The following is a 14,927-nucleotide window of genomic DNA, read 5'->3' as shown; positions in this document are numbered from 1 at the left end:
TCTTGCCTATTTGCAGCGATGACCAAGAGAGGTTGTTATGAGTCGCTCGGAACCCACCTTATTGGGGCAATGTGTAGCTGAATTTTTTGCTACCGCAATTTTTTTATCATTCGGTATTGGTGTGGTGGCTGCACTTAAGCTTGCGGGAGCGAGTTTAGGCTTGTGGGAAATTAGTATCGTATGGGGTTTGGCTGTTGCATTGGCAGTGTATTTATCTGCTGGCATTTCTGGGGCACATCTTAATCCCGCAGTGACTATCGCTTTGGCATTGTTTGCTGGTTTTGAAAAACGTAAAGTACCTTTCTATATCATTTCACAAGTTGCTGGTGCAGCTGTGGGTGCACTTCTGGTTTATGGTCTGTATAGCAATTTATTTGTGGACTATGAGCAAACCCATCATATGGTGCGGGGCAGTGTAGAAAGTTTAGAATTGGCGGGGATTTTCTCAACCTATCCACATCATCTGCTCTCGCTTGGTCAGGCCTTTATGGTGGAAATGTTTATCACCATGCTATTGCTGTGGTTGATTATGGCGATTGGGGATGATAGCAATGGTTTACCACGTGGTGCTTTGGCACCGATCTTAGTTGGTTTATTGGTTGCAGTGATTGGTGCATCTTTTGGCCCATTGACTGGCTTTGCTATGAATCCGGCCCGTGATTTTGGCCCGAAAATTGTGGCTTACTTCTCTGGCTGGGGACCTGTTGCTTTTACAGGTGGTCGTGATATTCCCTATTTTATCGTCCCAATTATTGCGCCAATCGTGGGTGCTTGTTTAGGTGTGCTTGGTTATAAGTTGTTCTTTAGCTATTTCTTGGTCAACAACCCTGCTGTAGTAAAAGAAAAAGAAATTGCTGAAAAGCAAGTGTCTGAAATGTAATAAAGACCAGATCAAGAATTTGAAGGGCAGTCAACGGATTGCCCTTTTTATTTGCCTGTATTTGGACTGTACATGCCTTGTTATCTCTAGTTCTTTGCTTTAAGGTATCTTCTTTACAGTGGTACATACTGCAATAAAGATAGGTTGAAACTCCCATGTTTACAGGCATTATTGAAAGTTTAGGTAAGGTTGAGAGCCTACAAAGTGTAGGTGGCGACGTTCGTTTACGTATTCAAACTGATTTGGATATGTCTGATGTACATTTGGGGGATTCGATTGCCACCAACGGGATTTGCCTGACCGTGATTGAATGGGGTGAAAACTGGTATGCGGCTGATGTTTCGCGTGAGAGTTTAAACCGTACCACATTAGGTCAATGGAAAGTTGGTCAAGCCGTCAATGTCGAGAAAGCAATGCTGCCAACCACACGTTTTGGTGGGCATATTGTCAGTGGACATGTGGATGGTTTAGGCGAAATTACCTTGGTCCGACATGATGCACGTTCACTGTATTTTGAAGTGACAGCGCCTGTTGAATTAGCTAAATATTTAGCTGAAAAAGGTTCAGTTACTGTCGATGGGATCAGTCTGACCATTAACCATTTACGCGGTAATATTTTAAGTTTGAATTTGATCCCACATACTGCTGAACGTACCAATATTGGCACTTGGCAGGTTGGAAGCAAAGTCAATTTGGAAGTGGATGTCTTGGCACGTTATATCGAGCGTTTATTGCTAGGCGATAAAGCTGCGGAACAGAAAGCTGAATCGAATATCAGTATGGCATTCTTGGCTGAAAATGGTTTTTTAAAATAAAAGATGAAGTATAAAAAAGCCCAGTTCGAACTGGGCTTTTTTATTATTTTTCGTCTGAAAATTCACTGTTTTTCAGGATGTAGTCAATTTCATCTTGTGCTAAGGCGTGCAGTTTTGCTCTAAATACCGTTACTGCTTGCTCAATTAAACCTTCAGCTTCTAATTCAAGTCGTACACGGACACTTTCCAGTTCTGACAGAATTTGCTGATCATCGATCACAACACGTTGAGCCTGTGAATAATCGATACTTGGCTGTTCAGGGTTGCTTTGATAGCGTTCCGTTTGCTGTGCAATTTCCTGATCAATATGGCCACGTAAGGCAAGTAAGTTTTCAGTCTGTTGTTCAAATTGACGGGCTTCATCGGCTTGCAGTTGTGCAGCGTAGGCGGCTTCAGCTGCACGCTTCTCTTCCAGAGCCTTTTCCAAAGCCAGTTGTTTTCGAATACGTGCTTGTTCAATCAAGTCTGCTTTTAAGTCGGCATAGGCTTGATCAATGCGCTGCTGAGAAAGTTGCTGCGCATTTTCCTCATGTTGTGTCCATGTCTGAGTCAGTGTTTGTGGTAGCAGTAGATCACAAATACGTGCTAAATCATCCTGATAGGTCTGACGGACAGCCTCAGGTGCATTTAACCAACGTTTTTTAAAGTCCTGACCTACATTTAATGCCACAAGACACTCCTCAAATGATGCTGTTTATTGCCGATTTATAATTTAAAGGTTCGAGGTTCAATACCTAAACGACGATACATTTTAAATTTTTCCCGCCCGATCTGTTTTGCCGTTTCATTATTTTCAATAATTTCGATAATGTGGCGAAAATCTTGAGTTTGTTCAAGTGCATGATTGTTAAAATTAAACACGATCCAATCATTCGACGGAGGTAATTCCGCTGAAATACACACAGGACTATGCGGCTGATCGATGCCATGTGGAATAAAGCTGAGTGGATCAAAGTTCCAAAGTTTCTCATCTAACTCCGATTGCTGCTCTGAATCAGCGCAATACCACCAAATTTGTGGATGCTGATTCAGAATCTTACGGCATAAACGGCAAGCACTTTCGACTTGCCGTTCTTTACTATTCTCAAATAGATAAAAGCTGATTTGTGGCATGTTTTAGTTTTTCGTTGCAACACGATTGGCTAAAAACTGCATCAGTAATGGCACTGGACGACCTGTAGCACCTTTAGCTGCACCCGATAACCACGCTGTACCTGCGACATCAAGATGCGCCCAACGATAATCACGAGTGAAACGTTCGAGGAAACACGCTGCAGTAATTGCGCCACCATATGGGCCGCCAATGTTAGCAATATCGGCAAAAGGAGAGTCGAGTAATTCTTGATACTCTTCCATCACTGGCATACGCCATACGCGGTCTAGTGACTGTTCGCCTGCCTGTTGTAGGTCTTGGGCAAGTTCGTCATCTGGCGTAAATAAGCCACTCACCACTTTACCTAGCGCAACCACACAGGCACCTGTGAGGGTTGCAATATCAATCACCAGCGCAGGGTTAAAGCGCTTGATATACGTTAAGGTATCACAGAGAACCAGACGGCCTTCTGCATCGGTATTCAGGATTTCAATGGTCTGACCGCTCATACTGGTCACAATATCACCTGGACGAGTAGCATGAGCAGAAGGCATATTCTCAGCAGCTGCAATTGCACCGACCACATGAATTGGCAATTGTGCTTCGCATAGTGCTTGGATTGTCCCAAGAACAGAAGCTGCGCCGCACATATCAAATTTCATTTCATCCATGCCTAGGCCGGGTTTCAATGAAATACCCCCTGTATCAAAGGTCACACCTTTACCGACAAGTACGACAGGTGCTTGATCTGCTTTGGCATTGTATTCGAGTGTAATAATGCGGCCTGGGCGGTCAGAGCCTTTGCTGACTGCAAGGAAGGCATACATCCCCAAGTCTGCCATTTGCTGCTCATCAAGCACCGTGACTTTTAAAAGCGTTGGATATTGTGCTGCAAGTGCAAGTGCTTGATCTGCCAAATATTCAGGGAAGCAGATATTGCCTGGACGGTTGCCAAGATCACGTGCATAGTTTTGGCCTGATTGCACTGCATGAATTAGATTCAGTTGCGCATCATCTAAAGTGGTTTGATTGGCAACAAGATGGATTGTTTCTAATACAAATTCATTTTTTTCGATTTAAATTCATCATAACCATACGCTGCTTGAGTCAGGCTTAAGACAAACAGTGAATGTAAATCGGTTGGGAGTGCTGAAAGATCGACACTAATTTGTTTAAATTTATTTTGTGATGATTTGATAATAGTTTGTGCGAGTTTTGCTAATTTTGTCGCTTTTAACTCGGCACTTTTTCCAAGTCCGAGCAGTTGAGCATTGGCTTGTACGGGAATATTGGCAATTAAGGCTAAGCTTTCGTTAAAACCTGCTTTGAATTGTGTTGCGTTAAGCACTTCTTCTAGGTGATTGATTTGATATGTATTTAAGTTCTGTTGTAATTGTTCTGAATCAACCAAAATCCACAAAGATTCGCTAGACGCCTGAGTTGGGAATGCGTTATGAAGGGTAAATTTCATTGTTTGTATGGAACCTGATGAGTGAAAAATAAAGATAAGTCCATTAAACACTTTCAGATATGAGGTTGCAATCCGCAACAAGCGATAGGTTTTATATTTTTAACATTCGGGTAAACTAGCGTTACCTTCAATTGGGCTTTTTGGAAGTATTACTTTGATTATTCGGCGTTATCTCGTCAAACAAGTGGTTTCGACATCTCTCGTCGTCATTGGTTTATTAACCCTGATTATGATGGGTGGTCGTTTAATCAAATATTTTGGCGTGGCAGCTCAAGGTCGTTTAGATGCAGGTATTTTATTTAGCATCATCGGCTATCGTTTGCCTGAGTTTTTAACGCTGATTCTTCCTTTGGGTTTCTTTATTGCCTTGATGCTGGTGTTTGGTCGTCTTTATGTTGATCATGAAATGGCAGTTTTAAATGGCAGTGGTGTGAGTCGCAATCAATTGGCACGACTGCTGTTGCCGATGACACTGGTTTATCTGGTGGTGCAAACCTGTTTGATGGTCTGGGTTGGACCATGGGGGTTGCGTGAGTTTGAAAAACTAACCAGCACACAAGCGGTACGCACGGGCTTTGACTTGGTTCGTCCCAAGGAGTTTATTTCTTCAGGACCTTTTACCATTTATGCAGGGTCACTTTCAGAAGATCGTAAGAATTTAAAAGATATTTTCTTCTACCAAAAGGCTAAGCAAGAAGACAAGCCCGATGTCATGATCTTGGCAAAAGAAGCAACACGAGTTGAAGTAGAAAATGACACAGCGAATGTGGTGGATTTAGTCCAAGGTCGCCGTTACGAAATTTACCCAAATCAGCCGAGATATACGCAAGCCGAATTTCAGTCTTATCGTTTACGTTTAGAAAGTGATAAAGATGTGAAGTTTGAAAGTGATGATGTTGGGGCATTGTCTATGTCAAAGCTTTGGCAGAAACGTGATGATTCGGTGCTTAAAAGTGAGTTGGGTTGGCGTATTTTTGGACCATTGGTAATTATTGTGGCATTGATGTTGGCGGTGGCATTGTCAGAAGTGAGTCCACGTCAGGGTCGTTATTATCGTTTGATTCCTGCAATTTTTATCTTTGCCAGTTTAATCGTGTTATTGATTGCCATTAAAACCCGAATCAGTAAAGACGAACTGGATATCTGGGCTTATCCAGTGGTACTTGCTGTCTATGCAGCAGCCGCAGCAATCTTTGCGCGTAAACAAAAACTGGCGCCAAAACTTAAGAAAAGCATTCAGCGAGTGGGGTTATAATGTTAGCACGTCGAATAGTCGCCAAACATGTGACAACAACCACGGTTCTAGCCATGCTCGGAACCACGCTGGTATTATCTTTTCTACAAGTTTTATTTACCTATTTAGGTGAATTAGGTGAACTCAAACCTAATTATAATGCTTGGCAAGCTTTTCTCTATGTGATGTGGGGTGCGCCGCGTTATTTATATGAAATTCTACCTGTTGCGGCATTGATTGGTTCAGTGTTGGGTTTAGGCGCATTGGCTTCGAATAGTGAACTGATTGTGATGCGATCTGTCGGGATTAGTCTCTGGCGGATCGTCGGTTGGGTGATGCGAGCGGCCTTGTTATTGATTGTGTTGTCTTTCGTGCTGAGTGAGTGGGTCATTCCATATACGAATGAAAAAGCACAAAGTATTAAAAAACAACGTAGTGTTGCCGCTTTAGGGGAAGTAAAAGGCTATTGGTCACGTGAAGGCCAACGTTTTATTTATATTGATTATGCCAACTCGCAAGGTCAACTTCGCAATATTCAAGTGATTGATTTTGATAAGGACTATCGTTTGCAGTCATTTGTGAATGCTGAGAAAGGCCAGTTTATCAAAGATGGGCAGTGGACCTTAGAGCAGTCTCATCAAGTCGATTTGCTGGCACAGGGTAATGCCATCAAAACTGATCATGATCAACAAGCACTGGGTTTGGCACTGCAGCCGAAATATGTGCATATGGTGACCTTGGACCCTGAAGATTTATCTCCAAGCCAATTGATTAGTTTCATGCGCTATATGGATGAATATAGTCAGGTGCCGAAAACTTATGAACTGGCATTTTGGCAGAAGGTTACTTCACCATTTTCTTTGATTACTCTGGTTTTGATTGCGTGCTCCTTTATTTTTGGTCCATTACGTCAGCAGTCGATGGGCTTCCGTTTAGTGATTGCATTATTTACAGGGCTTGGCTTTTTCTATTTACAAGATTTCTTGGGTTATGCAAGTCTAGTCTATGCACCATCTCCAGCATGGTTTGTGCTGCTACCTGTCGTGCTGATCTTTATGGTGGGTAGTTATTTATTGTATCGGGCGCGATAAAACACGTTATATGAAGACTCTATCATCAGGATTGATGAAAGCCATCAGTCTGGTCATGGAGAATTAGCTTAAATTTCGGTAAAATATGCCGATCAAATGATAGACAAAAAGAGAGTCCATTATGACGGATGCAAATGCTGGCAAAATTCCTCACGTTCTTGTAATTATGGATGGTGTAGGACATCGGGAAGCAGTTGAAGATAATGCTTTTTTAGCAGCAAAAACACCAAACCTCACTGCAATGGTGGCTAAGCATCCGAATAGTTTGATTTCAGGTTCAGGTGAAGACGTTGGCTTGCCTGATGGTCAAATGGGGAACTCAGAAGTTGGGCATATGAATCTTGGTGCGGGTCGTGTGTTGTATCAGGACTTTACCCGAATTACCAAAGATATTCGCACAGGTGCCTTTTTTGAGCATGAAGTGTTAGTTGATGCCGTTGAAAAAGCTAAAGCAGCAAACGGTGCCGTCCATGTGATGGGGTTGCTGTCACAAGGTGGCGTGCATTCGCATGAAGACCATATTGTGGCGATGTGTGAGCTCGCATTAAAACGTGGTGCAACGGTTTATCTGCATGCATTCCTTGATGGACGTGATACACCACCACGTAGTGCAAAACCTTCATTAGAAAAACTCGATGCTTTATTTGCTCAGTATCCAAATCAAGGCCGTATTGTTTCCATGATTGGCCGTTATTTTGCAATGGATCGTGATAATCGTTGGAATCGTGTTGAACTCGCTTATCGTTTAATGACAGAAGGCGAGGCAGTTCGTGTTGCAAACTCAGCTGTTGACGGTCTAGAGCAAGCCTATGCAGCAGAAGAAAATGATGAGTTTGTTCAAGCAACCCGTATTGGTGAGATTGCTAAAATCCAAGATGGCGATAGTGTGGTTTTCATGAACTTCCGTGCCGATCGTGCGCGTGAAATTACCCGTGCCTTTGTTGAAAAAGATTTTGCTGGGTTTGAGCGTAAAGTTGTTCCGAATTTGTCGAAATTCGTCATGTTGACACGTTATCAAGCCAGTATTGATGCACCTGTGGCGTATATGCCAGAAGGGCTTAAAAATTCGATTGGTGAATATCTGTCAGGTTTAGGTAAAACCCAATTACGTATTGCTGAAACCGAAAAATATGCACATGTGACCTTCTTCTTTAGCGGTGGTCGTGAAGATGAATATGAAGGTGAGAAACGTATTCTGATTCCATCACCGAATGTAGCAACCTATGACTTAAAGCCAGAAATGAGCGCGTATGAAGTGACGGATGAATTGGTCAATGCAATCAATTCGCGTGAGTTTGACCTGTTGGTGGTGAATTATGCCAATGGCGATATGGTTGGACATACAGGTATTTTTGATGCTGCAGTAAAAGCGGTTGAAACTGTAGATACATGTCTTGGTCGTGTTTATGATGCAGTCATGGCAAACAAAGGACATATGTTAATTACGGCCGATCATGGTAATGTAGAACAAATGCAAGACTATGATAGTGGACAAGTTCATACGCAACATACCACTGAATTGGTGCCATTTATTTATGTCGGACCGACACAAGCAACGATTGCGGAAGGTGGTGTATTGGCCGATGTTGCACCTACACTACTTCATTTGATGAACATTCCTGTACCTCCAGAAATGCAAGGCAAGAATTTAATTACTTTAAAATAAGGTGAAGCAATGACCCAACACAACAACATTTACAGAACATTATGTGCAAGTGTGTTGATGTGTTGGGGATTGCATCTCTCGGCAGCACCGATTACTCATTCATCTGGATGGGCTGATGAAGACAAAAGCATCAGCAGTACAGAAGTTCCGATTGAGTCGATTCAACAATTTGTACAAATTTATGGCATTGTTAAAGATAACTATGTTGATAAGAAGTCTGATGATGCTTTATTCCAGCAGTCGATTAAGGGCTTAGTGAGCGGTCTGGATCGCTATTCTCGTTATTTATCAGCAGAAGAATATCGTCAACTCATTCAATATACAGAAGGTGATTTAGCCTCTGTCGATTTCAATTTAAATTATGATGCACACTCCAAATCTTGGCAGATTCAAGATTTGAAGCCAGGCTCAGATTCGAGCAAATTGGGTTTGCGTAATGGGCAAGTGATTCTGAAAGTTGATAACCAAGAACTCAAAAATTTAAATCAAGACCAGATTCAGGGTCTATTGTATGGTTCGATTGGCAGTACCGTGCAGATTCACCCAGAAAATAATAACAGCACAGTGATCTTGGTTCGAAATAAAAAAGTCGAGACAGATATTGAACCTGTTCTACTACATAATCAGGTACTGGTACTGAAAATTCGCGTTTTTCAGCAAGATACAGCCAATGAAGTTAAACGTTTAATCGAGGAATATAGCTCAACCAAACTTAAAGCTGTGGTTTTTGATTTACGTAATAATCCTGGAGGACTACTCTCTGCTTCAGTCGAAGCTGCCGATTTATTTTTAAATCAGGGGCTAATTGTGACGACGAAAAGTCGTTCTGAGGGCGACCAGCAATTCCAAGCTTTACCATCCAATGAATTTCAAAATCTAAAGTTAGGTATACTGATCAATCGTCGTTCTGCTTCTGCCGCTGAAGTTTTTACCGCTGCATTAAAAGAACACAAGCGCGCTTGGGTGGTCGGTGAAAACAGCTATGGTAAAGGTGTGGTACAAAAGTTGTTCCCTTTACCAAGTGGGGCTGCATTGCAAATGACGGTATCACACTATTACACCCCGAATGGCAATATGATTGAAGGTCAGGGCATTCAACCTAATCAAACCTATGCTTTGTCTGCCGAAATGAAAGAAGATAATTATCTTGAGCATGTCACAGATCTAGTTTTGAAAAGTAGATACTAAAAATAAGCCCCGAATGATCGGGGCTTATTTTTAAATATTATTCATCATCTTCAGTATCTAAACCGAATTTTTTCAAACGGTAGCGTAACGAACGGAAGGTCATTCCTAATTTTTTCGCGGCTAATGTTCGATTCCAATGGGTGAGATTAAGTGCATTCAGAAGAATTTCTTTTTCGATATTCTCTAAATAACGTTCCAAGCCTTCAGGTGGAAGCTTCTTTGAACTCATGTTTGGGCTTGCAGAATGTTGTGGTGTTTCAGCTTCTTCTGCTGCTGTGTTGGAAAATGACGGTGCTGGATTGGCCAATGAACTGCGTAATGGTGCTGTTTGTAAATGGGCCAAGTCGATATTGTCATCATCACTCAGTGTAATCGCACGTTCAATGATGTTGCGTAATTCACGCACATTTCCCGGGAAATACTGCTGCAATAGGAATTGCTCTGCACGCGAGGAGAGTGACTTTGTCGATAACTCCCATTCTTGGCTAATTCTTTGAATAAAGTGATTTGCCAATAAGAGGATGTCTTGTCCACGTTCACGTAATGGTGGTAGAACGATGTCCATCACATGAATACGGAAGAATAGGTCTTGTCGGAAACGACCTTGCTGTACCAACAGTTCCAAATCTTGATGACTGGCACTGATGACACGGAAATCAACATCAATCTCTTGATCTGAACCGACAGGACGAATTTTCTTTTCTTGTACTGCACGGAGTAGTTTGACCTGCATATTTAAAGGCAGTTCAGCAATTTCATCTAAAAATAGACTACCGCCGTGAGCAGAGAGAATTAAGCCTTGTTTGTCCTGTGTTGCACCGGTAAAGCTGCCTTTTTTATGCCCAAATAGTTCGCTTTCCATCAATTCAGTTGGAATCGCGCCACAGTTAATGGCAATAAAAGGACCTTCGCTACGGTTACTCAAACGATGCACTAGATTCGCGACGACTTCCTTTCCTGTTCCTGATTCACCTGTAATAAAAACAGGGGCTTGAGAACGAGCGATTTTCTTTAAAGCGATACGTAATTGTTGAATAGGTGCTGAACGTCCGATTAACAGTTTATTTTCTAAAGCTGTTTCAGCTGCCTCTTGTTCTGGCTGTGGACGATTCAAGGCTTTTTGGATCAGTTGATCCAAATGCATTTGATTGACAGGTTTGCTGACAAAATCAAATGCGCCTGCTTTAAGTGCTGCAATGGCAATATCCATATTGCCGTACGCAGTTAACACCGCAATAGGTGTATTGGGATAGTTCTGTGTTACATGTTTGACCAGATCCAAACCATTACCATCTGGAAGATTTAAATCTGTTAAACAGGCATCGTACTGGAACTCAGTAAAGAATTTTTTTGCCTGTTCGACCCGATAAGCGAGATGTGTCTTGATGCCCATGCGTGCTAGCGTCATCTGCATTAAAAGACATAAATCTTCTTCGTCGTCTACCAGTAAGACGAGTGGTTGTTTTGTTGCCATTCCCCGAGAAACCTAATCTAATCAATGAATTTTAGAGCATTCAATCCTGAAGCATGCTCCTTGTTGTCGCTCTATATAGGTGAGCTTTGCATGATTGGCCTCACAAAATGTGTGAGACAAATACAATCCTAAACCAGTTCCTTTAATTTCGGTACTAAAAAATGGTTTGAACAGTTGAGAAATATCTCGTTTTGAGACACCCGTCCCAAAATCGATGACATCAATGCAAGTTCGACCATCTTTTTCGTGTACTTCGACCTCAATATAAGGCGCGTCAGTTGCATTATGTCGGAGTGCATTTCTAATTAAATTAATCAGCACTTGGCGTAATTGTTTTTCGTCAAATAAGATACCGACCTGTTCTGTTAGTTTAATTTGAATTTGTTGTTTAGCATCGGCAAGATCTTCATTGAGTAAACTTTCAAAGAAGGAGCTTAGATCAATTTCTTGTACTTCTGTTGGCTTATTCCGTGCCATTGCCAAAGTGTCTTGCACGATGCTATCAATCCGTTTGGCCTGTTTACTGATCATGCGTGACAGCATTTCTTGTTGGTGTGGGTCACTGTCTTTGAATAATTCATTGGCTTGCACAATCGCGGCCAAAGGGTTACGAATTTCGTGGGCAATACTGGCAGAAAGCTGACCAAGTGCTGCAAGCTTTAGTTGCTGAACTTGCTGAGTCAGTTTCTGTGCATCTTTTAAAATTAATAATACTAAGGCCTGTTCAGGTACAAGCAGATGTTTAACCCGAACATTGATGGTGTAGGCGCTTTGTTGTGACTCAAAACTAAACTCTTCACCATCTTTAAGATCACTAAATTGAATCAATTCAAATAGGTCTGGTTGTAATTTGATCAGTGGTGTTTTTTCTAATGAAATCGGTAAATGGATACCTAATAATGTATTGGCTGCCGGATTGGTTAAGACAATATGATTGCTTTCATCGAGTACCAAATAACCATCTTCAATCTGTTCTAAGATATAGCGGTTAATATTTTGCAGCTGGTGAATTTCAATGGATTGATGAAAAGTTAAAGTTTCTAAAATTTTAAAACGTTGTACTGCAATACGACCAATGGCATGGACTACAAAGAACAAAAACGCCAGAAAAATGCTATTACCAAGATGATTTAAATTATTAACGTCAAAGAAGTCACCTAAAAAACGCTGGTAAACCACCATAATCACGGCAAATAAAGTAATGATCAGCGAAAGCTGAGCATTTAATAATATCGCAGAAGAAAAAATAATAATGACGTAAAGCAAGCTTAGTTGCAGATTTGGACCACCCGCAGAGAAGGTGATTAAGCTTAAACAAATGACATCTATCAGAAAGATAAAAATCAGTTGCTTGGACGTCTGTATCGGAAGCAGTTGCAGTAAAAAAAGCTGAAAAATATTGATTGTGATATAACAAATCAGCGTATAGAAATATAAAAAAGGGTAAATATAGTTGCTAGACAGCTGCTCAGCAGTCAATAAATAAATTAAAAGTAGGCTGATCGAAATAATGAGCCGATAGCCACTATACCAAATGCCGAGCCGATAGACCGTCTGTGAAACTGTTGACGCAATTTTCCCTAACATAGGCGCTTACTGTTGTTTTAAGGTTTAATGAGCCCATAGCGAATTGCAAGATGGGTGAGTTTGACATCACTATCAATCGCCAGTTTTTCAAAAATACGATAGCGATAGGTATTTACCGTTTTAACGCTTACAAACAATTTGTCAGCAATCTCTTGGGCACTGATACAGTTCACTACCATCATGGCAACTTGCATCTCACGTTCAGAGAGCGCATCAAAAGGAGATTGTTGTGTATCAGAGAGATAAGAGCTGGCCAATTGTTCAGCAATATCTGCACTAAAATATTTTCCACCTTGCATTACTTTGTTAATGGCGCGAACCATTTCCGTAATTGGTGCACCTTTGGTGATATAACCTTTTGCACCGGCTTTGAGTAAGAGTGATGGATAGGGTTCTTCGGCAAGACCACTCACGGCAATGACTTTGGTTTCAGGCGCGGTCTGTAACAAACGGCGTGTGGTTTCTACGCCACCAATGCCTGGCATATTCACATCTAGTAACACCACTTGAGGATGCTTTTGACGCACCAAAGCAATCGCTTCTTCTCCTGATTCTGCTTGTCCGATGACTTCAACATCAGGGTGATCTTCCAACATACGACAAATTCCTGTGCGTACGAGTTCATGATCATCAACAACGAGAACAGTGATCAAGAAGACCTCCTTTTTTCAAAAAACTGGTTTTTTGTTACATAAAGCAAAATTAGCTTGCAATGAAACGACAAAATTAGCAATCCTATTCTTCGTTTTTAGCGAATAGTTGTACACAATTGTGTCTATAAAAGCTTTACCCGATTTGTTCAAATGTAAGGCATAATGGTATTAAGCGCAAATGTGCAGCGTCCTGAGTTGAGTATTGTGTCGTGAAAAATTCTAAAAAATCTATCATGCATGTTTTAAGCATGTCTATCTTGTGGGCTTTGAGCTCAACAAGTTTTGCAGAACTGGTTGTGAATAACAATCCAGCTTCTTCGCGTGTGAGTGGTTCAGCTTCAATGAATTGGTCTGCAAGTGATGCAAGCCAGTTGATGGAAGATGATGAACCATTGGAAATTGGTCCACAAGGTTCAACCTCTGTTACCACTACATTGCGTAATGGTAGTTCGGCAACGATTAGCTCTTCTACTGCACAGCAATCAACGTCGCAGATTCGAGATACTTTTGGTTACAGTAGTCAGCCTTCTGTCAATGCACGCGCTGCTTTGGTGATGGACGCACAGACAGGCGAAGTGTTGTACAGTAAAAATAGTAATATGTCGGTGCCAATCGCATCTATTACTAAATTAATGACGGCTGTGGTTACTGCGGACGCTCGTTTGAACATGTCGGAAGAAATCACTTTACAGTCGATTGATTTTGCAGGTGCTGGCGGCAAGAACTCAAGTTCGACCTTACGCGCTGGCGATACCATGAATCGCGCAGAAGCACTTCTATTTGCATTGATGAAGTCTGAAAATCCAGCTGCAGCTGCTTTAGCACGTACCTACCCAGGTGGTCGTTCAGCCTTTATTGCTGCGATGAATGCAAAAGCGAGGCAATTGGGCATGACTGCGACACGTTATGCTGAATCAACTGGCTTAGACCCACACAATGTGTCTTCAGCGCGTGATTTGGGTATTCTGGTCAGTACGGCTTCACAATATGGCTTGATTCGTCAATTTTCAACTACACCAACCTATGACTTCAATTTAGGTTACCGTGTGCTGAAATCTAATAATACTAATGCATTAGTGCGCAATGGCGGCTGGAATATTAACTTGTCAAAAACAGGTTATATCAATGAAGCAGGTCGTTGTGTGGTGATGCATACGACTGTGAATTCACGCCCAGCGGTTGTGGTGTTATTAGGCGCGCCAAGTTCACAAGCACGTAACAGCGATGCAACTAATCTATTAAGCTGGTTAAGCACTTTACCAAAACGCGTTTAGTTGTTTTAAGTCAAAAACTCCTCTTTATGAGGAGTTTTTTTATGCCTGAATAATGCGACATAACTTGTCTTATTTCAATAAATTATGTTCGTTTTTTGAGCCGAAATCGGCTAATGTGTGCATACAACAAAAATTGATGACATACCGTTATGAATGCGATGCAACACGCACGGATTTCTGCAAAACGCTGGGGCGGGGAACCCGAAGACTACTATGAACTACATGCGTTTATAGACAGTACCAAAAACCTATGTCGTGATGCACGACACCGAATTTTGCATACCTTGTGGGGCGTAAATTCGGTTGTGATTCCTGTGTTTGGGCATAGCCTTCAAAATAGTGCAGGCAAATCAATTGATATTAAAGATTTGTGCGAACGTGATCATTTATTGGTGGATTACCAACAACGTTTTATTCCGACACTCAATGATTTTGTAAATGCGATAGATGCAAGACAATTGCCTAAGAACTTTGAACAGAATTTAGAACAATTACATCATG

At 41.6% G+C, this 14,927-nt stretch carries 12 protein-coding genes and 2 pseudogenes; 8 read left to right on the top strand and 6 right to left on the bottom strand.

Going from position 1 to position 14,927, the window contains the following annotated elements; genetic code table 11:
• Positions 1-37: 37 nt before the first annotated feature.
• Together FPL17_RS12935 and FPL17_RS12930 are read left to right on the top strand one after the other, a co-directional pair.
• Complete coding sequence (locus FPL17_RS12935) at positions 38-880, top strand: MIP/aquaporin family protein (RefSeq protein WP_078197369.1); 843 nt, start codon at positions 38-40, stop codon at positions 878-880.
• 155 nt (positions 881-1,035) lie between these two features.
• On the top strand, positions 1,036-1,695 hold the full coding sequence (locus FPL17_RS12930) for a riboflavin synthase (RefSeq protein WP_078197365.1): 660 nt from the start codon (positions 1,036-1,038) through the stop codon (positions 1,693-1,695).
• A 43-nt stretch (positions 1,696-1,738) separates the two neighbouring features.
• Here the strand turns inward: FPL17_RS12930 and blhA are convergent, their stop codons facing one another.
• From blhA to FPL17_RS12915, 3 genes and pseudogenes are all read right to left on the bottom strand, one after another.
• On the bottom strand, positions 1,739-2,365 hold the full coding sequence (gene blhA, locus FPL17_RS12925; RefSeq protein ID WP_005210033.1) for a cell division protein BlhA: 627 nt from the start codon (positions 2,363-2,365) through the stop codon (positions 1,739-1,741).
• Positions 2,366-2,400: 35 nt separating this feature from the next.
• A complete protein-coding gene (locus tag FPL17_RS12920; RefSeq protein WP_159885413.1) occupies positions 2,401-2,808 on the bottom strand; it encodes a DNA polymerase III subunit chi in 408 nt (135 codons plus the stop codon).
• Positions 2,809-2,811: 3 nt separating this feature from the next.
• A pseudogene (locus tag FPL17_RS12915) lies at positions 2,812-4,259 on the bottom strand (leucyl aminopeptidase).
• A 154-nt stretch (positions 4,260-4,413) separates the two neighbouring features.
• Between FPL17_RS12915 and lptF the strand changes: the two are divergent.
• The 4 genes from lptF (at position 4,414) to FPL17_RS12895 (ending at position 9,438) form a co-directional block, all read left to right on the top strand.
• Positions 4,414-5,514: an LPS export ABC transporter permease LptF gene (gene lptF, locus FPL17_RS12910; protein WP_005191750.1), complete on the top strand. Its 1,101-nt coding sequence runs from the start codon at positions 4,414-4,416 to the stop codon at positions 5,512-5,514.
• Positions 5,514-6,584 (top strand): LPS export ABC transporter permease LptG, encoded by a 1,071-nt coding sequence (gene lptG / locus FPL17_RS12905; protein ID WP_005191753.1) that lies wholly within the window; start codon positions 5,514-5,516, stop codon positions 6,582-6,584. The genes lptF and lptG overlap by 1 nt, the downstream gene beginning before the upstream one ends.
• Before the next feature lie 121 nt (positions 6,585-6,705).
• Positions 6,706-8,250 (top strand): 2,3-bisphosphoglycerate-independent phosphoglycerate mutase, encoded by a 1,545-nt coding sequence (gene gpmI, locus FPL17_RS12900; protein ID WP_159885411.1) that lies wholly within the window; start codon positions 6,706-6,708, stop codon positions 8,248-8,250.
• A 9-nt stretch (positions 8,251-8,259) separates the two neighbouring features.
• Positions 8,260-9,438 (top strand): S41 family peptidase, encoded by a 1,179-nt coding sequence (locus FPL17_RS12895; RefSeq protein WP_005191756.1) that lies wholly within the window; start codon positions 8,260-8,262, stop codon positions 9,436-9,438.
• 37 nt (positions 9,439-9,475) lie between these two features.
• On the opposite strand, the gene FPL17_RS12890 is transcribed toward FPL17_RS12895, so the two are convergent.
• The 3 genes from FPL17_RS12890 to gacA are packed head-to-tail and all read right to left on the bottom strand — an operon-like array spanning position 9,476 to position 13,152.
• A complete protein-coding gene (locus FPL17_RS12890; RefSeq protein ID WP_005210046.1) occupies positions 9,476-10,912 on the bottom strand; it encodes a sigma-54-dependent transcriptional regulator in 1,437 nt (478 codons plus the stop codon).
• Positions 10,913-10,933: 21 nt separating this feature from the next.
• A complete protein-coding gene (locus tag FPL17_RS12885; protein WP_159885409.1) occupies positions 10,934-12,499 on the bottom strand; it encodes a sensor histidine kinase in 1,566 nt (521 codons plus the stop codon).
• 17 nt (positions 12,500-12,516) lie between these two features.
• Positions 12,517-13,152 (bottom strand): response regulator transcription factor GacA, encoded by a 636-nt coding sequence (gene gacA, locus FPL17_RS12880; protein WP_005154729.1) that lies wholly within the window; start codon positions 13,150-13,152, stop codon positions 12,517-12,519.
• 209 nt (positions 13,153-13,361) lie between these two features.
• Here gacA and pbpG point away from each other — a divergent pair, with 209 nt between their 5' ends.
• Together pbpG and FPL17_RS12870 are read left to right on the top strand one after the other, a co-directional pair.
• Entirely contained in the window at positions 13,362-14,426 is a 1,065-nt protein-coding gene (gene pbpG, locus FPL17_RS12875; RefSeq protein ID WP_143233178.1) for a D-alanyl-D-alanine endopeptidase PBP7/8, read from the top strand.
• Positions 14,427-14,575: 149 nt separating this feature from the next.
• Positions 14,576-14,870: pseudogene (locus FPL17_RS12870) on the top strand (DUF6915 family protein); the annotation flags it as partial.
• Positions 14,871-14,927 lie beyond the last annotated feature (57 nt).

This window comes from Acinetobacter dispersus (genome assembly GCF_009884975.1).
GTDB classification, from domain to species: domain Bacteria; phylum Pseudomonadota; class Gammaproteobacteria; order Pseudomonadales; family Moraxellaceae; genus Acinetobacter; species Acinetobacter dispersus.
This window is presented reverse-complemented; position numbering and strand designations above follow the sequence as displayed.

Coding starts and splice junctions, on each gene's coding strand:
- lptG (WP_005191753.1), top strand. CDS start 5,514: ATGTTAGCACGTCGAATAGTCGCCAAACATGTGACAACAACCACGGTT.
- FPL17_RS12885 (WP_159885409.1), bottom strand. CDS start 12,499: ATGTTAGGGAAAATTGCGTCAACAGTTTCACAGACGGTCTATCGGCTC.
- FPL17_RS12920 (WP_159885413.1), bottom strand. CDS start 2,808: ATGCCACAAATCAGCTTTTATCTATTTGAGAATAGTAAAGAACGGCAA.
- FPL17_RS12930 (WP_078197365.1), top strand. CDS start 1,036: ATGTTTACAGGCATTATTGAAAGTTTAGGTAAGGTTGAGAGCCTACAA.
- FPL17_RS12935 (WP_078197369.1), top strand. CDS start 38: ATGAGTCGCTCGGAACCCACCTTATTGGGGCAATGTGTAGCTGAATTT.
- FPL17_RS12890 (WP_005210046.1), bottom strand. CDS start 10,912: ATGGCAACAAAACAACCACTCGTCTTACTGGTAGACGACGAAGAAGAT.
- FPL17_RS12895 (WP_005191756.1), top strand. CDS start 8,260: ATGACCCAACACAACAACATTTACAGAACATTATGTGCAAGTGTGTTG.
- gpmI (WP_159885411.1), top strand. CDS start 6,706: ATGACGGATGCAAATGCTGGCAAAATTCCTCACGTTCTTGTAATTATG.